The organism is Novosphingobium sp. AAP93 (genome assembly GCF_001296055.1).
GTDB lineage: Bacteria > Pseudomonadota > Alphaproteobacteria > Sphingomonadales > Sphingomonadaceae > Novosphingobium.
The window spans coordinates 33,013-51,256 of the sequence record NZ_LJHZ01000017.1 but is presented as its reverse complement, the minus strand read 5'-3'; the positions used below and the strand labels follow the sequence as shown (position 1 = coordinate 51,256).

General features: G+C 66.2%; 17 protein-coding genes, 1 tRNA gene and 1 pseudogene. 4 read left to right on the top strand and 15 right to left on the bottom strand.

All coding sequences use genetic code 11. The features are described 5' to 3' along the window. Nucleotides 1–85 precede the first annotated feature (85 nt). Together IP83_RS03455 and IP83_RS03450 are read right to left on the bottom strand one after the other, a co-directional pair. Nucleotides 86–1,132 carry an NAD(P)-dependent alcohol dehydrogenase gene (locus tag IP83_RS03455; protein WP_054120811.1) on the bottom strand — a complete coding sequence of 349 codons (1,047 nt, stop codon included), beginning with the start codon at nucleotides 1,130–1,132 and terminating at the stop codon, nucleotides 86–88. Nucleotides 1,133–1,237: 105 nt separating this feature from the next. Further along, a tRNA-Trp gene (locus IP83_RS03450) sits at nucleotides 1,238–1,313 on the bottom strand. A gap of 64 nt (nucleotides 1,314–1,377) precedes the next feature. On the opposite strand from IP83_RS03450, the gene aat reads away from it, so the two are divergent. Next, nucleotides 1,378–2,160 (top strand): leucyl/phenylalanyl-tRNA--protein transferase, encoded by a 783-nt coding sequence (gene aat, locus IP83_RS19470; RefSeq protein WP_197274265.1) that lies wholly within the window; start codon nucleotides 1,378–1,380, stop codon nucleotides 2,158–2,160. Between the two features lie 35 nt (nucleotides 2,161–2,195). Here the strand turns inward: aat and IP83_RS03440 are convergent. Continuing rightward, nucleotides 2,196–2,618: pseudogene (locus IP83_RS03440) on the bottom strand (DUF2155 domain-containing protein); the annotation flags it as partial. Then, nucleotides 2,618–3,031, bottom strand: a complete 414-nt coding sequence (locus IP83_RS03435; RefSeq protein ID WP_054120808.1) for an NADH:ubiquinone oxidoreductase subunit NDUFA12 — start codon at nucleotides 3,029–3,031, stop codon at nucleotides 2,618–2,620. The gene IP83_RS03435 and the pseudogene IP83_RS03440, both read right to left, overlap by 1 nt. 124 nt (nucleotides 3,032–3,155) lie before the next feature. Here IP83_RS03435 and IP83_RS03430 point away from each other — a divergent pair, with 124 nt between their 5' ends. Then, a complete protein-coding gene (locus IP83_RS03430) occupies nucleotides 3,156–4,211 on the top strand; it encodes a medium chain dehydrogenase/reductase family protein (RefSeq protein ID WP_082364447.1) in 1,056 nt (351 codons plus the stop codon). Between the two features lies 1 nt (nucleotide 4,212). On the opposite strand, the gene IP83_RS03425 is transcribed toward IP83_RS03430, so the two are convergent. Then, the gene (locus IP83_RS03425; RefSeq protein WP_231624885.1) at nucleotides 4,213–4,755 is read right to left on the bottom strand and encodes a DUF192 domain-containing protein; all 543 of its coding nucleotides are present in this window, start codon (nucleotides 4,753–4,755) and stop codon (nucleotides 4,213–4,215) included. Continuing rightward, on the bottom strand, nucleotides 4,706–5,302 hold the full coding sequence (locus tag IP83_RS03420; protein WP_072384538.1) for a RecX family transcriptional regulator: 597 nt from the start codon (nucleotides 5,300–5,302) through the stop codon (nucleotides 4,706–4,708). The genes IP83_RS03425 and IP83_RS03420 overlap by 50 nt, the downstream gene beginning before the upstream one ends. 117 nt (nucleotides 5,303–5,419) lie before the next feature. On the opposite strand from IP83_RS03420, the gene IP83_RS03415 reads away from it, so the two are divergent. Beyond that, nucleotides 5,420–7,177 (top strand): fatty acyl-AMP ligase, encoded by a 1,758-nt coding sequence (locus IP83_RS03415; protein ID WP_054120805.1) that lies wholly within the window; start codon nucleotides 5,420–5,422, stop codon nucleotides 7,175–7,177. A 146-nt stretch (nucleotides 7,178–7,323) separates the two neighbouring features. Here the strand turns inward: IP83_RS03415 and IP83_RS03410 are convergent, their stop codons facing one another. Genes IP83_RS03410 through IP83_RS03400 form a run of 3 tightly spaced genes read right to left on the bottom strand, consistent with a single transcriptional unit; the run spans nucleotide 7,324 to nucleotide 9,612 of the window. Next, nucleotides 7,324–7,629, bottom strand: a complete 306-nt coding sequence (locus IP83_RS03410) for a polyhydroxyalkanoic acid system family protein (RefSeq protein WP_054120804.1) — start codon at nucleotides 7,627–7,629, stop codon at nucleotides 7,324–7,326. Then, nucleotides 7,629–8,399: a hypothetical protein gene (locus IP83_RS03405; protein WP_054120803.1), complete on the bottom strand. Its 771-nt coding sequence runs from the start codon at nucleotides 8,397–8,399 to the stop codon at nucleotides 7,629–7,631. The genes IP83_RS03410 and IP83_RS03405 overlap by 1 nt, the downstream gene beginning before the upstream one ends. A gap of 7 nt (nucleotides 8,400–8,406) precedes the next feature. After that, on the bottom strand, nucleotides 8,407–9,612 hold the full coding sequence (locus IP83_RS03400) for a toxic anion resistance protein (protein ID WP_054120802.1): 1,206 nt from the start codon (nucleotides 9,610–9,612) through the stop codon (nucleotides 8,407–8,409). A gap of 146 nt (nucleotides 9,613–9,758) precedes the next feature. Between IP83_RS03400 and IP83_RS03395 the strand changes: the two genes are divergently transcribed. Further along, entirely contained in the window at nucleotides 9,759–10,490 is a 732-nt protein-coding gene (locus IP83_RS03395; RefSeq protein WP_197274264.1) for an SDR family NAD(P)-dependent oxidoreductase, read from the top strand. A 6-nt stretch (nucleotides 10,491–10,496) separates the two neighbouring features. Here IP83_RS03395 and recQ read toward each other — a convergent pair whose 3' ends face one another. The 6 genes from recQ to IP83_RS03365 all read right to left on the bottom strand — a co-directional run bounded on the left by recQ (nucleotide 10,497) and on the right by IP83_RS03365 (nucleotide 18,217). After that, complete coding sequence (gene recQ / locus IP83_RS03390; RefSeq protein ID WP_054120801.1) at nucleotides 10,497–12,290, bottom strand: DNA helicase RecQ; 1,794 nt, start codon at nucleotides 12,288–12,290, stop codon at nucleotides 10,497–10,499. Nucleotides 12,291–12,365: 75 nt separating this feature from the next. Beyond that, the gene (locus IP83_RS03385) at nucleotides 12,366–12,815 is read right to left on the bottom strand and encodes a DUF3592 domain-containing protein (RefSeq protein ID WP_197274263.1); all 450 of its coding nucleotides are present in this window, start codon (nucleotides 12,813–12,815) and stop codon (nucleotides 12,366–12,368) included. A gap of 34 nt (nucleotides 12,816–12,849) precedes the next feature. Continuing rightward, a complete protein-coding gene (locus IP83_RS03380; RefSeq protein WP_231624884.1) occupies nucleotides 12,850–14,043 on the bottom strand; it encodes a serine hydrolase in 1,194 nt (397 codons plus the stop codon). Further along, complete coding sequence (locus tag IP83_RS03375) at nucleotides 14,040–15,236, bottom strand: cation:proton antiporter (protein ID WP_054120815.1); 1,197 nt, start codon at nucleotides 15,234–15,236, stop codon at nucleotides 14,040–14,042. The genes IP83_RS03380 and IP83_RS03375 overlap by 4 nt, the downstream gene beginning before the upstream one ends. Nucleotides 15,237–15,336: 100 nt before the next feature. Then, the gene (gene metH / locus IP83_RS03370) at nucleotides 15,337–17,952 is read right to left on the bottom strand and encodes a methionine synthase (RefSeq protein WP_054120799.1); all 2,616 of its coding nucleotides are present in this window, start codon (nucleotides 17,950–17,952) and stop codon (nucleotides 15,337–15,339) included. A gap of 10 nt (nucleotides 17,953–17,962) precedes the next feature. Further along, complete coding sequence (locus IP83_RS03365) at nucleotides 17,963–18,217, bottom strand: hypothetical protein (protein WP_156309560.1); 255 nt, start codon at nucleotides 18,215–18,217, stop codon at nucleotides 17,963–17,965. Nucleotides 18,218–18,244 lie beyond the last annotated feature (27 nt).

Genomic DNA, 18,244 nt, shown 5'->3' with positions numbered 1-18,244 from the left:
CGCCCGGCCACCCACAGCGTACAATTCCGTTGGGTGGCCGGGCGGGGGAGCGGGCTGGTGCCGCCCTGCGCGTGAGCGCAGCAAACTAAAGCGTGCTGTTGTCGATCACGAAGCGGTAGCGCACGTCGCTCCTCAGCATGCGCTGGTAGGCGCCCTCGATCTCTTCCATGCGGATCAGTTCGATATCCGAGACGACGCCGTGTTCGGCGCAGAAATCGAGCATTTCCTGCGTTTCCGCGATGCCGCCGATGAGTGAGCCGGCGAGGCTGCGGCGGCGCATCAGGAAGTGGAACAGCGTGGGCATCGGGTGCGGCCTTTCCGGGCCGCCGACCATGACCATCGTGCCATCGCGCGTCAGCGTGAGGAGGTAGGGATCGAGATCATGGCTGTGCGAGACGGTGTTGATGATGAGATCGAGCGTCTCGCGCGCCGCCTTCATCTCGGCCTTGTCGGTGGAGACGACGACATGGTGCGCGCCTAGTGCGAGGATTGTGTCTCGCTTGGCGGGATTGGTGGTGAAGGCGGTGACTTCGGCGCCCAATGCGCGGGCGAGTTTGACCGCCATATGGCCAAGGCCGCCGATGCCGACCACGCCGACGCGCTTGCCCGGCCCCGCCTGCCAGTGGCGCAGCGGCGACCATGTGGTGATCCCGGCGCATAGCAATGGCGCCACGGCGGCGAGCTGTTCCTTCGGATGGCGGATGGCGAGGACATAGGCCTGATCGACCACGATCCGCTCGGAATAGCCGCCAAGGGTGTGGCCGGGCGCATCGGGGGTGGGTGAATTGTAGGTGCCGGTCATGCCGTTTGCGCAGAACTGCTCCAGTCCTTCGCCGCAGGCCGAACAGGTGCGGCAGCTGTCGACGATGCAGCCGACGCCGACCGTGTCACCGGGTGCGAATCGCGTGACCGCACTGCCGACGGCGCTGACCGTGCCGACGATCTCGTGGCCCGGGACGCACGGATAGAGCGTGCCGCCCCATTCCCCGCGCACGGTGTGCAGATCCGAATGGCACACGCCGCAGAAAGCGATTTCGATCACCACATCGTCCGGTCCGGCCTCGCGGCGCTCGATGGCATGGGGGCCGAGCGGCTGGTCGGCTGCCTCGGCGGCATAGGCTTTGACGGTCATGGGATGGCTTTCGGAAGGGGGACGTGTTGCGCGCACCATGGCAGCCGCCGCGGCGGGGAACAAACTCTCACTTGTGGGAAGCGGCAATGCCTTGTCGGAACGACGTGGCAGGAGTGGAGGGACTCGAACCCCCGGCCCTCGGTTTTGGAGACCGATGCTCTACCAACTGAGCTACACTCCTGTGCCGGAGGAGTGCCCTTAGTGGGTTGACGCGGGGAGCGCAACCAAAGAACAATCCTTCAAAGATGTCCCGTCACGACACCTCGATCATTCCGCCTGAGCTTCTGCTGCAGGCCTATCGCGCCGGCATTTTCCCGATGTCGGACAGCCGCGACGATCCCGAAGTCTATTGGGTCGAGCCGCGGATGCGGGCGATTCTGCCGCTTGGCGGGTTCCACCTTTCGCACAGCCTCGCGCGCACCTTGCGCCGCGGGCGGTTCCGGGTGACCTGCAACGAAGCCTTCGACGCGGTGATCGATGCGTGTGCCGCGCCGCGCGCGGAAGCGGAGGACAGCTGGATCAGCCTGCGCATCGCCGAGAGCTACCGCGAATTGCACTTACACGGTCATGCCCATTCGATCGAGACCTGGCAGGCGGGACCGGGCGGCACCGAAGTGCTTGTCGGCGGGCTCTACGGCGTCGGGTTCGACCGGGTTTTCTGCGGCGAGAGCATGTTCAGCCGGGCGAGCGATGCCTCGAAAGTAGCACTGGCGTGGCTGGTGGCGGCCTTGCGGCGGTCGGGTGCGCAGCTGCTCGACTGCCAGTTCACCACGCCGCACCTCGCCTCGCTGGGCGCGGTGGAGATCACTCAGGCGCGCTATCTCGAAATGCTCGAGGCGGCGCTTGGCCCTCAGGCGGGCGGCGAATCATCCGCCGGGACATCGTCGGGTGCGGCAGGCGCTTCGGTGGCCGGCGCGGCGGGCGGCTTGCCGGCGGGCTTTGCCGCGCTGCTCGTCGATGCGGCGGCGGCGGGGCTGTCTTCCTCGCCGGGGAACTTCATCGCGCAGTCCTTGACCCACACGTCGTAGACGGGGTGCTCGACCACGTTGAGCGCGGGCGAGTTCTTGAACAGCCAGCCCGAGAAGACCTTGTGCCAGGCGAGCTTGTCGCGCGTCGTCGCGCGTTCCTCGACGAAAAGCTGGACGAAGGCTCCGGTTTCCGGCGGGTCTTCCCACGGCGCGGTGCGCTCGCACGTGGCTAGCTTGATGATCGCATTGCCGATGCGGCGCGATTCGCCGGTCTTCAGCTGGACGATCTGGGTGATGTTGTTGCGCTTGTTGAGGAAGCCGAGCGTGGCAACGCGGTCCTTTACCGGGGTGCCGAACTCGTTTTCCACCACGCCCGAAGCATTCGCGGCCGGGCCCGCACCTTGGGTCGCCTCGTTCGGCGGCGGGGCTTCGGCGTTCTTGTTGCCGCCACAGGCCGACAGGGCAAGCAGGCCGGCCGTCAGCAGCAGCGGTAGCTTCAGCGACAAGGGGCGGCGCATCAGCCTTCGGGCGACCAGGCTTCGTAGTCGCCGGTGGCGCGTGCCCGCTTGCCGCCACGCTCGAGCGCGCCTTGCGGGCGATAGGCGGCAGATGTGCCGGTGGTGTTGGGAGTGAAGTCCACTTCCCAGATGCGCGCCGGGGGCAGGTTGCTTTCGGGCGTGCCGTCGAAATTGCCATGAAGCCAGCCGTGCCATTCGGCAGGCACGCGGCTCGCGTCATTCGGGCCGTTGTAGATCACCCAGCGGCGTTCGCGCCCGGCGAAGGGGTGGCCCTTCGGATAGGGCTTGCGCGCGCGATAATAGGTGTTGCCCTGCGCATCCTGACCGACCTTCACGCCATTACGCGCGCTGTCGAGCATGGTGCCGAAGGTGGCGCCGTCCCACCAGGTGAAGATCTTGCCGAGGATGCTCATGGAAAGCGCGCTTAGCGTCTCACAGGGGGGCCATGCAAGCACGCGATGCATCGTTCTGGCACGATGGGACCGCATAAGGGATTGCATTGTGGCCTTGTCTTCATAGTTTGCGCGGGAAAGCCCGTTGCAACAGGATGATAGCGTGGCGTGGGAGCACATCGAGATTGCCCGTTTCGGCGGGCCGGAAGTCCTCCAGCTGGTCACCGAGGACACGCTGCCGGTGCCCGGACCCGGTGAGGTCCGCGTGAAAGTGCTGGCGGCGGGAACCGGCTTTACCGACACCTTCATCCGCATGGGCCGCTATCCCGATTTCAAGGGGCCGCTGCCGTTCACGCCCGGGTATGATCTGGTCGGCGTGGTCGATGCATTGGGCGAGGGCGTGACGGGTCCGGCGGTCGGGACGATGGTCGCGGACATGAGCGTGGTGGGCGGCTACACGCAGTATGCACTGCGGCCTGCGAGTTCGCTGGTGCCGGTACCCGAGGGCATCGATCCCGCCGAAGCGGTATGCCTGCCACTGGCCTACATGACCGCATACCAGATGCTGTCGCGCGCCGCCGCAATCGAAGCTGGCGCGACGATCCTGGTGATCGGGGCGTCGGGATCGGTCGGCACGGCACTGCTCGATCTGGCGCGGGCGATGGGCCTCAGCGCGATCGGCACCTGTTCAGCAGCGAACATGGGCGTGGTCGAGAGCTATGGCGCGCAGGCCATCGACTATCGCGCGGGCGATTTCACCGCTGCCGTGCTGCAGGCCACCGGCGGGCGCGGGGTGGACGCGGCGTTCGATGCGATCGGCGGCGCGCATTTCAAGCGCTCGTTCGCCGCGCTGGCCAAGGGCGGCGTGCTGGTCGGCTATGGCTCGCAGACCATGGCGACGGGCGGTGAGAGCCTGATCGCGGCGGGGCTGGGTCTGCTGCGCCTCAAGCTGTGGTCGGCGCTCAGTCCGCTGTTCGGTGGGCGGCGCGCGGTGTGGTATTCGATTACCGACCGGCGCAAGGCGCATCCTGCACAGTTCGCCGACGACATGGCCAAGCTGCTGAATTGCCTCAAGGAAGGGCGCATCAAGCCAGTCGTCGCGGACCGCCTGCCGCTCGTCGCCGCCGCCGATGTGCACCGGCGGATCGACAAAGGCGGGCTGGGCGGGAAAGTCGTTCTGCTACCCTGGCAGAGCGCCTGACTTACCAGGTGACCGAATCACCCGGCTTCAGGCCGATCTGCGCCGCGCGCCCGCCATTGAGCTCCAGAACACCTGCCGCATTGCCGAACGCAGGGAGCGGCTCAAGGTCATAGGGCACGGCATTCGCGGCAATGTTGAGCACCTTGTGGTCCGCGCCGACGAAGATGATGTCGAGCGGGATCACCGTGTTCTTCATCCAGAAGGCGGCGGGACGGGGCGGGTCCATCGGAAAGATCATGCCCTCGTCCGCGCCCATCGCGGTACGGAACATCAGCCCGCGTTCCTGCTCTGCGGGGCTGGCGGCGACTTCCACCTTGAACACGTGCGGGCCGCTGGCGGTGGTCACGGTCAGCGGAATGACCTTGAGCCCCGAGACCGGATGAACGGCGGACTGCACGGTGGCGGCGGTGGTCGCCGTCCCCTGCGCATTCGTCGATCCGGCAGCAAGCGGCGAGCAGCCGACTGCGGCGATCAGCAGCGCAAGGCTGGCGGCCCTATTCCAGATCGTCTTCGGCATGTTCGTCAGCCCATTCTTCGAGGTCATCAAGGTCCCGCGCATCCATTACCCGGCGCACATGGTCAAGCCCATGCCCCGCGCGAAGGTAGGCCGCGAGGTGTTTGCGGCGCACGGCAGGATCAAGGCAGGGTTCAGCTGAATAGGGCCAGAACCGCTTGCGCCGGGCGAAGGCCATGACGGCATGGCGGCGCTCGGTCTCGCTCCCGCGTGCGGCGGCGCGCAAGGGTGCGGCGATCCCGTCATGGTCCAGCGCGGTCTCGATCCGCCGCGCGCCATAGCCGCGCCGCCTGAGCCCCTCGCCCTTGGCAGCGGCATAGGCAGCATCGTCGACATAGCGCCGCTCCGTCATGCGTGCGACAACGGCAGCGACATCCGGCGGGACCTCCTCCGCCCAGCCGCGCTCGCGCAACTTGCGCTTGAGGTACGTCGAAAGGCGCCCTGAACTTGTCGCAAACCGGGCTACATAGGTCAGCGCCAGCGCATCGAGTGCGGGGCTATCCAGCGGAGGCGGAAGGCTTTTCTGCCGCGTCCCGCCGGCTCGGCCCGACGCGCGTCCAGAACTCGTTAACGACATGCCACATTCGTGCCACAGTCCCGGCTAAATGGGAACATCCCGCAAGTTGCTGCGGGTACGGAACAGGCCGTTTTGGCCCCATTTCGCAAGCAACCAGACCAATAAACGGGGTAACGCATGACTGTCCTGGAAGCCGCCACCAAGGCCGCTCTGGTTCCTACGCCCAACGATGATGGGCGTCCGCGTCGGTTCGCCGATTTCAGCACCTTCTGCGATGCGCTCGACTTCGCTGCGGAAGGCGCCTGCGGGCTGAATTTCCACGACGCGCGCGGCACGCTGGCCCGCGTCTATCCCTATGCCGAACTGCGCGCCGATGCGCTGGTCGCCGCGCGCCGGCTGATCGCGATGGGTGTGCAGCCGGGCGACCGCATTGCCCTGATCGCCGAGACCGGCCCCGATTTCGCCGCGCTGTTCTGCGGCGCGATGTATGCCGGCGCCTGGCCGGTGCCGCTGCCGTTGCCGACCAGCTTCGGCGGCAAGGAGAACTATATCGACCAGCTGGTCGTGCAGATCACCAGCTCGGACCCGGCCATGCTCGTCTACCCCGACGAGATTGCTGCGATTTGCGCGGCGGCGGCTGAGCGCTGCGGCTGCAAGGGCTTGACCTGGCTGGAGTTCGCCGCCGCTGCCGAACCGTCGGACGCGCCGCTGCCGACGCCCGATCCGGACGCGATTTCCTATCTCCAGTATTCAAGCGGCTCGACCCGCTTCCCGCACGGCGTCGCCGTAACCCACCGCGCGCTGCTGGCGAACCTTGCCGGCCATTCCAACGGCATGTCGTTCCAGCCCGGCGACCGCGCGGTGAGCTGGCTGCCGTGGTACCACGACATGGGCCTTGTCGGCTGCTTCCTCTCGCTGATCGCCAACCAGGTCTCGGCCGACTACCTCAAGACCGAGGATTTCGCGCGGCGTCCGCTGGCGTGGCTCGACCTCATCAGCCGCAACAAGGGCACCACGCTCTCCTATTCGCCGACCTTCGGCTACGACATCTGTGCCCGCCGCATCTCGAGCCAGAGCAACGTGGCCGAGCGCTTCGACCTGTCGCGCTGGCGCGTGGCGGGCAACGGCGCGGACATGATCCGGCCCGATGTGATGCAGAGCTTCGTCAACGCCTTCGCCGACGCGGGCTTCAAGGCAAGCGCGTTCCTGCCGAGCTATGGTCTTGCCGAGGCGACCCTTGCTGTCACGCTGATGCCGCCGGGCGAAGGCATCCGCGTCGAACTCGTCGAGGAAGAGCGCCTTTCCGGCACGCCGCGCGATCTTTCGCGCCCGGCCCGCTACCGCGCGATCGTCAACTGCGGCGTGCCCGTGCGCGGCATGGAAGTTCAGGTGCGCGGCGAGCATGGCGAGGCGCTCGCCCACCACCATATCGGCAAGGTGTGGTGCCGCGGCACTTCAGTGATGCACTCCTACTTCCGGGATCCGGAAGCGACCGAGGCCTGCCTGGTGGGCGGCTGGCTCGATACCGGCGACATGGGCTACCTCAACGAGGAGGGCTACCTGTTCATCGTCGGCCGGGCGAAGGACATGATCATCATCAACGGCAAGAACCACTGGCCGCAGGATATCGAGTGGGCGGTGGAGCAACTGCCCGGCTTCCACCAGGGCGATATTGCCGCGTTCTCGGTGGAGACGGAAAGCGGCGAGGAAACCCCAGCGGTGCTCGTCCACTGCCGCGTTTCCGATCCCGAAGAGCGCGTAAAGCTGCGCGAGGCGATCCGCGACAAGGTTCGCGCGATCACCGGCATGAATTGCGTGATCGAACTCGTGCCGCCGCGCACGCTGCCGCGCACCAGCTCGGGCAAACTCAGCCGCGCGAAGGCGAAAAAGCAGTATCTGAGCGGCGAGATAGAGCCTTACAGCCTGGCGGCGTGAGGCGGCGGGCGAATCCAGCTTCGGACTTTGCCCAACACCCGCTCATGCTGAGCTTGTCGAAGCATCGTGTCCAGCGGTTGCGCCAGCACTCTTCGACAAGCTCGGGGTGAGCGGTCTCGTATCTGGGCCTGCTTGATTGCAGTCCCTTAGCCGACCAGTTTCTCGCCCTTCTCGCGCACGGCGCTTTCGATCATCCGCCGAGCGAAGCCTGCACCGGCGGGGATCTCGACTTCGAAATCGAGCGAGGCTTCGGTGACCGTCGCGCTGCAGGGGATCGTGTAGCCCATTGCGCTGACGACGAGAGCCAGCGTGTCTTCGTCGGCCCAGCTGGTTTCGACGGTGGCGAGGCTGCCAAGCATGCCCTTGGCCTTGTCTTCCGCCTGCCCCAGCCGCGCGGTTATGCGGCGGCGCAGTTCGTCCTTGCCGAGGGTGTGGGGGATCGAGACGCGCATCAGCTTTCCGTTTTGGGTGCTGTCAGTTGGGGTGCGGCCTGCTCCAGCCCGTCGCCGTACTTGTAATCGAGGAACCGTCCGCGCACCGCCAGCGCATCGAGATCGCCGGCGGCAAGTTGGCGGGTGACAGCATCGATTTCCTGGCTGATCTTGCCGAGGCCGTCGGCGAGCTGCTGATCGGCCGTCCGCCCGTCACGCTGTTCGCGGCGCAAGTTTGCGGGGATGCGGCGATAGCTTTCGACCATCCCTGGCAAGTGTTCGCCCACCAGCTTGCGCACTTCGGCCACGGCGGGTTCGGCGGGATCGACGCCTTCCAGCTGGACGCCGAGGCCATCGAGCTGGACGCCGATCTGGTCGATAAGGTTCACCGCAGGAGCCGGGAGTGCTGGCCGCTGGGCTTCGAGCCAGAGCTCGGTCCGGGCGACCATCGAGCGGACGTCGCCCCGGTTGAGCATGCCGAGTTCGGGCACTTTCATGCGCGGGAAAGTGCCGAGCAGGGTGAGCGCGGCAACGATGGCAAGGAAGGTGACGACAATACCGGTGAAGCCGATGCCATCGATCACGAGGCCGGTGACGAGCGCGGCGAACAGGATACCCATTACCGCAAAGGCCATGCGCGCGGCCTTGCGCAGCATGTGCAGGCGCTTCAGTTCGGCCGATCGCCGACCGATGGACTTGCCGCCCACGCGCCGCCCGCCCGCCTGCTGGCGCTGCAGGCTGGCGCGCGCTTCGGCGAGGATGCGGCTGCTGTCGCTCGCGGTCTCCGCCATGGGAAGGTCAGCCTTCGAGGCTCAGCAGCGGTGACGTGGCGCCGCCTTCCAGCTTGGCCTGCGATGCGCCTTCCGCGCGGGCGATATAACCCTTGGACTTCTCGACTTCGCCCGAGAGCGTGTCGACCGTCTGCTTCATCGCTTCCAATGCCTTGAGCTTGAACGTGTCGATGGTGTCCATCGTCTCATAGATGTTCTGGAAGGCGCGCTGGAGGGTTTCGAGCGGGATCGTGCTCGACGCGGCCATTTCGTGAATCTTGCCGGTCTGCTCGCGCAGCAGCTTGCCGGTGGAATCGATGATGTTCGCGGTCGTCGTGTTGAGCGCGGTGATCTGCGAAAGGACGAGGCGCTGGTTGGTCATCGCCTGCGCGACGGTGACCGCGGTGCGCAGCGCGGCGACGGTGGTCGTGCCGGCACGGTCGACGCCCTTAACCAGTTCGACGTTGTTCTTCTTGACCAGATCGAGCGCAAGGTAGCCCTGCACGGTCACGGCCATCTGCGTCAGCAGATCCTGCGTGCGTTGGCGCGTGTAGAACAGCGCGGACTCGCGGATCGCCTTGGCCTTGGCGGGATCGGTATGGTCAAGATCGTTTGCCGCGTCTTCCAGCTTCTGGTCGAGCACCTTGGAGATGTGGATCATCTGCTCGAGATTGCCCATGGCCTCCCACAACTTGCCGCGCTCGACGTCGATCGCGGCGTTGTCCATCAGGAGCTCGTCCTTGCCCGAGGCGAGGCGGTCGAGGATCGCCTTGATGTGGCCTTGCGAGGATGTGTAGCTGTCGAAGTAATTCTTCAGCTTGTTGCCGAAGGGGATGATGCCGAGGATCTTGCGGGGCGCGGAAAGATTGCCCTGCCGGCCCGGATCAAGCTCTTCCACCGTGCGGCGCAGCGCGGCGAGATCGGCGCCGACACCCGAATCCTTGTCCATCGCGCGCACCGGCCGGTCAAGGAAGCGGTTCGACATGCCCGCCGCCGCCGCGATTTCCTTGCGGCCCATGTTGGAAAGCTGATCGACGCGCTTGCCGAATTCGGGGCTTGCGGCGTCCTGCGCGACGAGATCCGCGACGAAGGCTTCGGCGCGGGCTTCAAGCTTGGACTTGGTGTCGTCCGTGACCGGCACCAGCCCGGCGGCCTGCGTGGGCGCGACCACGGGCACGGGATCCGGCGGGGTGAGAGTGATCGGCGAAACAGTATCGGTCGATTGGCTGGCCATGGCGTGACGTCTCATTCCCGGGTGGGCGATTGTAGACGCAATGTGGCGTGCCCGGTGCCGCTTCGCAAGCTGTATTGGCGGGATAATACAGCGCATGCCTTTTGGGCCTGCTCGACACGAGCGGCGGGGAAGGCCAAGCCGGGACGATGAATGCACCCTCCCCGCCCTTGCGCTGCGCTGTCTTTGGAGCCTCCGGCGGCATTGGCCGGGCGCTCGTCGAAACGCTGGCTGCGCGCGGCGATGTGGGCGAAGTGCATGCCGGATCGCGTGGGGGGCAGGCGCCGATTGGAGAAAAGCTGCGGCCCTTTGCCTTCGATCTCACGGACGAGGCCAGCATAGCGGCGGCCTGCGCCGGGATCGGCGGACCGCTCGATCTGGTGCTGATCGCGACGGGCCGGTTGACGCGGATGGACGGGACTGGCCCGGAGAAGTCGTACCGTGCGTTGAGCGGCGACGGGATGGCTGAACTCTTCGCCGTCAACACCATCGGCCCGGCACTCATCGCCAAGCATGCGTTGCCGCTGCTGCGGCGTGACGGGCGCGCGGTGTTTGCGGTGATTTCGGCGCGGGTGGGTTCGATTTCGGACAACCGGCTGGGGGGCTGGCATGCCTACCGGATGAGCAAGGCGGCGCTCAACATGCTGGTGAAGAACCTCGCGCTCGAACTGGCGCGGACGCACCCGCAGGCCGTGGCGGTGACCTTGCATCCGGGGACGGTGGACACCGCGCTTTCGGCCCCGTTCCAGCGCGGGGTGGCCGAGGGCAAGCTGTTTACGCCGGCGTTTTCGGCGGGAGCGCTGCTGGGGGTGCTGGACGGGCTTACGCCGGCGGACAGCGGGGGGCTGTTTGCATGGGATGGGGCGCGGGTGCCGTTCTGAACCGGCTCAATACCCTCGGATTTCCTGCAGGAACCGATCCCCATAGGCTTCCAGCTTGCGCGCACCGACGCCGCCGATCTGGCCCAACTCCTGAAGCGTGGCAGGCCGCCGCGTGGCCATGTCGCGCAGGACGGAATCGTGGAAGATGACGTAGGGCGGCACACCGGCTTCCTGCGCGATCTCGCGGCGGAGCGCGCGCAGGGCCTCGAAGAGCGGATCGCCGACGGGATTGACCTCGACCTCCCCGCCCCGGCGGCGACGCGATGTGCGTTCAGCCTTGGGCGCTACAACGAGATCGAGGCGGCCTTCGCCCTTCAAGAGCGCGCGGGCATCGCCGCCGAGCATGAAGCCGCCGTGCTCGTTGGTGACGAGCGTGCCGCGGGCCTGCAGCGCGCGGGCGACGGGGCGCAAGAGGGGCGCTTCCTCACCGGGGACAATGCCGAAGACCGAAAGCTGATCGTGGCCCCGGTCCGTGACGCGTTCATCCGCCGCGCCGGTGAGGACCTTTTCGAGGTAGCCGAGGCCGAACATCTGCCCGGTGCGGTAGACGGCGGAAAGGAGCTTGCGGGCGAGCTGCGTCGCATCTGTCACCCCCGGTGCGTGGAGGCAGTTGTCGCAATTGCCGCAAGTCTCGGGCGGATGCTCGCCGAAGTGGCGCAGGAGGACGGCGCGGCGGCAGGTCGGCGTTTCGACGAGGTTGGCGAGAGCATCGAGCCGGGCGCGTTCGCTCGGCTGGCGGTGCTCCTCGACCTCGCTGATGCGCATGCGGGCGCGGGCAAAATCGTCGGCGCCCCAGAGCATCAGCGCGACGGCATCATCCCCGTCGCGGCCGGCGCGGCCGGTTTCCTGATAGTAGCCCTCGATCGACTTGGGCAGGCCGGCGTGAGCGACGAAACGCACGTCGGGCTTGTCGATCCCCATGCCGAAGGCGACGGTGGCGACCATCACCATGTCTTCGCTGGCGACGAAGGCGGCCTGGTTGGCGGCGCGGACGTCTGCAGGGAGGCCCGCGTGGTAGGCCAGCACGCGGCGCCCCCCTTCAGCCAGTTGCGCGGCCAGCTTCTCGACGCCGTTCCGCGTCGGCGCATAGACAATGCCGGGGCCGCGCTGTTCGGCGAGCAAGGCTTTCAGCTGGCGCAGCGCATTGTCGCGCGGGGTGATGCGGTAGCGGATGTTGGGCCGGTCGAACCCGGCAATGACGAGGCCCTCGTCCGGGATGCCGAGCTGCGCGAGGATATCGGCGCGGGTGTGCCGGTCTGCCGTGGCCGTGAGCGCGAGGCGGGGCACATCCGGGAAACTGTCGAGCAGCGGGCGCAGCAGGCGATAGTCGGGGCGAAAATCGTGGCCCCATTCGGAGACGCAATGCGCTTCGTCGATGGCAAAAAGCGCGAGGGGGGCACGGGTGAGCAGTTCGCGGAAATGGGGCTGGCTGGCGCGCTCGGGAGCAACGTAGAGCAGATCGAGCTGGCCTTGGCGGAAGCGCTCGATGGTCTGCTCGCGGTCCATATCGACACTGGTGAGCGCGGCGGCGGCGAGGCCGTTGGCGTTGGCGGAGCGGAGTTGGTCGTGCATCAGCGCGATGAGCGGCGAGACCACGACGCAGGTGCCCGGCAGCATGGCGGCGGGGAGCTGATAGGTGAGCGACTTGCCCGCGCCCGTAGGCATGACCGCCAGCGTCGATTGCCCCGCCAGCACACGACTGACCACTTGCTCCTGCACCCCGCGGAAGCTCGCGAAACCGAACACGCGCGAGAGGGCGGCAAGAGCATCTGCAGAGGAGGAGGCAGAGAGGGCGTACACGCCGCCGCTATGGCAGAGGGCGGCCCCTCAGGAAAAGTGCAGATGGGGCCGATTCCGCATAAGCGGTGGACAGGTTCAGAGAGTGACCCCGAGGCGGTTCCACATCTGGATCAGCAGCCCGATCAGGACCAGCAGCAGCAGCGCGTGCAGCAGCCAGAACCCGGGCCCCTGCGCGGTCACCTTGGCCGGGGCGGCGGGATCGTACCAGACGATATAGCTGGAGGAGGGCGTACATCCCCGCCGGACGCGGCGCTGCACAAGGGCGCGCTGTTCGTGGCCGCTGGTGGTGGTGAAGCGGATCTCGTCCTCGATCAGGCGGGCATGCTGGCCATCGCGCCAGTCGAAGCCGCGCAATGTGCCGAACGTGGAGCCGAACGACCAGAAATCGTCGTTCCGCTGGGCATCGGTGTAGTCGCTGCGCCAGACCAGGGCGGCGGCAGGTCGCCAGCTGCCGAACAGCTGCAGAGCGCGAAACAGGCAGTAGACCAGCGCAAGATAGGCCGCGAGGGCAACGAGAAGCAGCATGGCATCCATTGCGGCAGCCTATAGCACCCAGCGCTTAACGGGCTCTTTGCAGCACATCCTCTTCGGCAGCGGAGAAAGCGCTTTTGCCCTTGCCGCCTTCGTCAGGGACGGCGGTGGTGAAGAAGGCGATGCCACGTCCCGTCTTCGGGTCGAGCCAGAGGCCGGAGCGCAGGGCATAGGCTTCGCCGGGGTGGCCGATCCGAGCAACGCCGTCGCCGAAGGGATCATCGTGGCAGCCTTGCATGCGGTTGCCGATCAGTTGGAGACCAAGTCCGTAGGCGCAGAAGAAACCGTCGGGCTCGCCATACTCCCCCACGCCGTTGCGGCCGTTGAAGCGCCACCGCGGGGTGACGAGCGCGGCGTAGCTCGCGGGCGAGAGAAACCCTCGTCCCCCACGCGCTAGCATCCGGCCGATGCGGGCGAGATCGTTCATCGATATCCGCAGGCCGCCCTGCGGCGAGAACAGCGCGCCGTTCCAACCCGGGGTGTAGGCATCAAGGTTGCAGGGTTGCCCGGCGTTCACGACGACGGGACAAGCCGGCAGCGCGCCCTTGAGATCATCGCGCGCGACGCTGCCATCCGGACGGTAGAGCACCACTGCGCTTGCCGCTGCGGCGCCGTTGCAGCCGGACCAGTTGTAGCAGGCCGAAAGCCCGAGCGGCTTCATCACGAGGTCCTGCATCAGGCGGTCAAAGCGCTCGCCGGTGGCGGCTTCCATCACCGAGGCGACAACGGGGAAGTTGAGGTTGGTATAGTGGAACCAATCATCACCAGGTCCGTGCTGCGGATCCCAGGCGCGCGGATCGGCAAGGCGCTGGCGGATCGTTTCGCCCAGGGGGATGATGTAGTCCGCTCCGTCGGTGAGGCCCGAGCGGTGCGAGAGGAGCAGGCGCAAGGTGATCGGGCGATCCGGGAACTGCGGGTGGCGCAGCGGCCAGTGGAGGTAATCCGACACGTCGCGATCAAGATCGAGCACGCCGGCATCGACCAGCCGCAGCACGCCAAGCGTGGTGACGAGCTTGGAAATCGAGGCGATGCGGACGGGATCATCGACCGAGACGGGACGGCCGGAGGTCTGGTCCGCGGTGCCTTCGACCAGCACCGGACGCAAGGCCTGTCGATCGAACGCGACCGCGACGGTGGCGGAATAAAGCCGCTGCGCCTGTGCCGGCACCGTCGCGACCGGAATCAGCAGCAGTGCCGCGAAAAGGCTGTGCCAGCCCCTCACCCCTGCCCGGCCCCGAGGCCAAGTTTGGCCAGACGCGGGCGAACGTTGGGCACGGTCAACATCGTGCTGGCAACCGCCATGAGCAGCATCGCCGTGAAGGTTTCCGCGGTGATGATCTGCTTGTCGAGCAGGACGTTGACGAAGATGATCATGATCAGTGCCTTGGTCTGGAGCATCCAGCCGATCACCGCCGCCTCGCCCTTCTGCCAGCCGAGCAAGCGGCCCGCAACATGGACGCCGACCAGCTTGCCAATGACGGCAGCCGCAAGGAACAGTGCCGCCGCCCCGAACACCGCCGCACCGCCGACGCCCCAATTCGTGCGCAGGCCGGTGGAGAGGAAGAACACCGGCATGACCGCGAGGAGCAGGAAGCTGCGGAACCCATCGAGCCGTTCGCGGCTGTACCATTTTGCATCGAGCACCGCGCCCGCGAGGAAGGCGCCGACCATGAAGTGGAGGCCGGACCAGTCCGCCGCGAAGCCGCAGGCGGATAGCCAGACGAGGCTGACATACCAGCGGTCGTTCTCCTCGATGCGCGAAACGAGCTGGCGCACGGCCCATGCGGCGAAGGAGAAGCCGGCAAGGAACAGGCCCTGCCGCCCGACCCGCTCCCAATCGAACAGGATCAGCGCGAGGACACCCCAGATCAGCACGTCGTCGAGACTGGCGTAGCGCAGCAGGCGCTGGCCGAACGCGCTGCGGAAAATCTCGAGCTTTTCCATCAGCAGGACGAGGATGGGGAGCGCGGTGACGGCGCAGGCCATGCCGATACCGAGGACCGCCTGGCCGTAGTTGCCCTTGGGTCCGATCCAGCCCGGTTCCTGCAACAGCACGGCGGCCGCCGCCGCGCCGAGGACGAGCGGAAAGAGGAGCGCGCAGCCGGCGGTGATCGCAGTCTCGCTCCAGTTTTCGAGCGCATCGCCGAGATCGAGTTCGAGGCCGGCAGCGAAGACGAACATCATCACCGCCCACCACGCGACACCGTTGAGTGCACCGATGACCTGCGGGTTGAAGACGAAGCTGTAGTAGCCGGGGAACATGGCGCCGAGCACGCCGGGGCCAAGGATGATCCCGCCGACGATCTGCACGACCACAAGCGGGGCGTAGTGGTCGGTCCGCAGCAGACGCCAGAAGGCGTAAGGCACGGCAAGGATGATCGTCAGCGCGATCAGGAAGATTTCGGAAGTGCTCATCACGGGCATGTGTGCGTGACTACAGCCTCCGGGATGCGAGAGCCATTGCCATTGCATCCCGGGCGTCCGGTGCTTGGGGATAACGGCAGTGGTTAAGCCTTCAGTCGAGGTTGGGCCGCAGCCAACGCTCCGTTGTCGCCAGATCGAAACCGCGGCGGACCGCGTAGTCTTCCACCTGATCGCGGCCGATGCGGGCGACGCCGAAATACTCGCTTTCGGGGTGCGCGAAGTAGAAACCCGATACGGCGGCGGTGGGCAGCATGGCCTGCGATTCGGTCAGCACGATTCCGGCGTTGTCCTGCGCTTTCAGCAGATCGAACAGGATCGGCTTGAGGCTGTGGTCAGGGCAGGCGGGATAGCCCGGAGCGGGGCGGATGCCGCGGTACTGTTCCTTGATCAGCGCTTCGTTGGTGAGCTGTTCGCCCGGCGCATAGGCCCAGAGCGTGGTGCGCACATGCTGGTGGAGGCGCTCGGCATAGGCTTCGGCGAAGCGGTCGGCGAGCGCCTTCAGCAGAATGTCGTTGTAATCGTCATGCGCCGCCTTGAAGCGTTCGAGATGCGGTTCGATGCCGTGGATGCCGACCGCGAAGCCGCCGAGCCAATCGCCCTGCGGATCGATGAAATCGGCAAGGCACATGTTCTTGCGGTCGCGGCTCTTGCGGATCTGCTGGCGAAGGAAGGGGAGGCGGACGTGGCGCTCCTCCTCCGGCAGATAAAGCACGACATCGTCTTCCTCGCGGTGGCACGGCCAGAAGCCCGTAACGCCCTTCGCGGTGAACCACTTTTCGGCGATGATCTGATCTAGCATCTTGCGCGCATCGGCAAACAAGCTGCGGGCAGATTCGCCGACGATCTCGTCATCGAGAATAGCGGGATAGGTGCCGGCGAGTTCCCAGGCGCGGAAGAACGGAGTCCAGTCGATGCATTCGGCGAGGTCCGCGAGGTCCCATTCGGGGAAGACGTGGAGGCCCGGCTGTTCGGGCGGCGGGGCCTTTTCGGAGAGATCGGGAATGTATGCATTGGCGCGGGCATCGGCGAGGCTCAAGAGGACCGAGGCTTCCTTGCCCGCGCGCAGATCGCGCACGTGCTGGTATTCGCCTGCCGTCGCCTCGACAAAACCATCGCGCTGGGTGTCGGACAGCAGCTGGCTGGCGACGCCGACCGCGCGGCTGGCGTCGAGCACGTGGACGACCGGACCTTCATAGGCCGGATCGATGCGCAGCGCGGTGTGGACTTTGCTGGTGGTCGCGCCGCCGATCAGCAGCGGGATGGTGAACCCGGCGCGCTGCATTTCCTCGGCCACGGTCACCATCTCGTCGAGCGAGGGGGTGATAAGGCCGGACAGGCCGATCATGTCCGCGTCCTCGGCCTTGGCGGTCTCGAGGATTTTCGACCAGGGGACCATGACGCCGAGGTCGATCACTTCATAGCCGTTGCACTGGAGCACGACACCGACGATGTTCTTGCCGATATCGTGGACGTCGCCCTTGACCGTGGCCATCACGATGCGGCCCTTGGCCTTGGCACCTTCCTCCTTCTCCGCCTCGATGAAGGGGATGAGGTGCGCGACAGCCTTCTTCATCACGCGCGCGGATTTGACCACCTGCGGGAGGAACATCTTGCCCGAGCCGAACAGGTCGCCGACCGTGTTCATGCCCTGCATCAGGGGGCCTTCGATCACTTCGATGGGGCGGCCGCCGCGTGCGGCGATTTCCGCGCGGGCTTCCTCGGTATCCTCGACCACGTAAAGGTCGATGCCCTTGACGAGCCCGTGTTCCAGACGGCGAACGACGTCCCACCCGCGCCATTCCTCGGCGGCCTTTTCGGCGACGGCGTCCTTGCCCTTGAAGCTTTCCGCCAGCGTGATCAGCCGTTCTGTGGCGTCCGGGTGGCGCATGAGGAGCACGTCCTCGCAGGCCTCGCGCAGCACGGGGTCGATCTGGTCGTAGATGTCGAGCTGGCCCGCGTTGACGATGGCCATGTCCATGCCCGCCGGAATCGCATGGTAGAGAAACACCGAATGCATCGCGCGGCGCACGGTCTCGTTGCCGCGGAACGAAAACGAGAGGTTGGAAAGGCCGCCCGAGATGTGGACATGGAGGCAGCGGGCGCGGATCTCGCGCGCGGCTTCGATGAAATCGAGCGCATAGCGGTCATGCTCTTCGATGCCGGTGGCGACAGCGAAGATGTTGGGATCGAAAATGATGTCCTCGGCCGGAAAGCCGATGCCGGTGAGCAGTTTGTAGGCGCGCTCGCAGATCTCGACCTTGCGCGCCTTGGTATCGGCCTGGCCCTTCTCGTCGAAGGCCATGACGACGACGGCAGCGCCATAATCCATGCACTTGCGCGCGGCGGCGAGGAAGGCTTCCTCGCCTTCCTTCATCGAGATCGAATTGACGATGGGCTTGCCCGATACGCACTTGAGCCCGGCCTCGATCACCTCCCATTTCGAGCTGTCGATCATCACCGGCACGCGGGCGATATCGGGCTCGGCGGCGATCAGCTTGAGGAACGTCGTCATGGCGTGGACCGCATCGAGCAGGCCCTCGTCCATGTTGACGTCGATGATCTGCGCGCCGTTCTCGACCTGCTGGCGCGCAACTTCGACTGCCTTGGTGTAGTCCCCCGCGAGGATCAGCTTCTTGAACGCGGCGGAGCCAGTGACGTTGGTGCGTTCGCCGACGTTGACGAAGCGGGCGGAGGTTTGAACGTTCATTGTGTCCTGATCAGTTGTAATAGTGAGTACCGGCAGCGCGTAGGAGCCGAGAAAGCTGCAGAAGTGCTTGCCCGGCTGGGGTCTCCATTAGCGCTGCATCTTGCGAGTCAAGTGACCGCAAAATGCTGAAGCCGTGTCCTTGTTCGCCTGCTGCCAAGTTCTGTTCGATTGCTGTCAATGCCTTCAGCCAACCTGCCTTCCGCTCCTCAGACCAAAGCTCACCCTCGGATCGTTCGAGTTCGATCTTCGCGGTAGTCAGCCCCATGGCCAATTCAGCGGGCAACGTGCGGTT

Coding starts and splice junctions, on each gene's coding strand:
- IP83_RS03455 (WP_054120811.1), bottom strand. CDS start 1,132: ATGACCGTCAAAGCCTATGCCGCCGAGGCAGCCGACCAGCCGCTCGGC.
- aat (WP_197274265.1), top strand. CDS start 1,378: ATGTCCCGTCACGACACCTCGATCATTCCGCCTGAGCTTCTGCTGCAG.
- IP83_RS03435 (WP_054120808.1), bottom strand. CDS start 3,031: ATGAGCATCCTCGGCAAGATCTTCACCTGGTGGGACGGCGCCACCTTC.
- IP83_RS03425 (WP_231624885.1), bottom strand. CDS start 4,755: ATGACCTCGAAGAATGGGCTGACGAACATGCCGAAGACGATCTGGAAT.
- IP83_RS03420 (WP_072384538.1), bottom strand. CDS start 5,302: ATGTCGTTAACGAGTTCTGGACGCGCGTCGGGCCGAGCCGGCGGGACG.
- IP83_RS03415 (WP_054120805.1), top strand. CDS start 5,420: ATGACTGTCCTGGAAGCCGCCACCAAGGCCGCTCTGGTTCCTACGCCC.
- IP83_RS03410 (WP_054120804.1), bottom strand. CDS start 7,629: ATGCGCGTCTCGATCCCCCACACCCTCGGCAAGGACGAACTGCGCCGC.
- IP83_RS03405 (WP_054120803.1), bottom strand. CDS start 8,399: ATGGCGGAGACCGCGAGCGACAGCAGCCGCATCCTCGCCGAAGCGCGC.
- IP83_RS03400 (WP_054120802.1), bottom strand. CDS start 9,612: ATGGCCAGCCAATCGACCGATACTGTTTCGCCGATCACTCTCACCCCG.
- IP83_RS03395 (WP_197274264.1), top strand. CDS start 9,759: ATGAATGCACCCTCCCCGCCCTTGCGCTGCGCTGTCTTTGGAGCCTCC.
- IP83_RS03385 (WP_197274263.1), bottom strand. CDS start 12,815: ATGCTGCTTCTCGTTGCCCTCGCGGCCTATCTTGCGCTGGTCTACTGC.
- IP83_RS03375 (WP_054120815.1), bottom strand. CDS start 15,236: ATGAGCACTTCCGAAATCTTCCTGATCGCGCTGACGATCATCCTTGCC.
- metH (WP_054120799.1), bottom strand. CDS start 17,952: ATGAACGTTCAAACCTCCGCCCGCTTCGTCAACGTCGGCGAACGCACC.
- IP83_RS03365 (WP_156309560.1), bottom strand. CDS start 18,217: ATGGGGCTGACTACCGCGAAGATCGAACTCGAACGATCCGAGGGTGAG.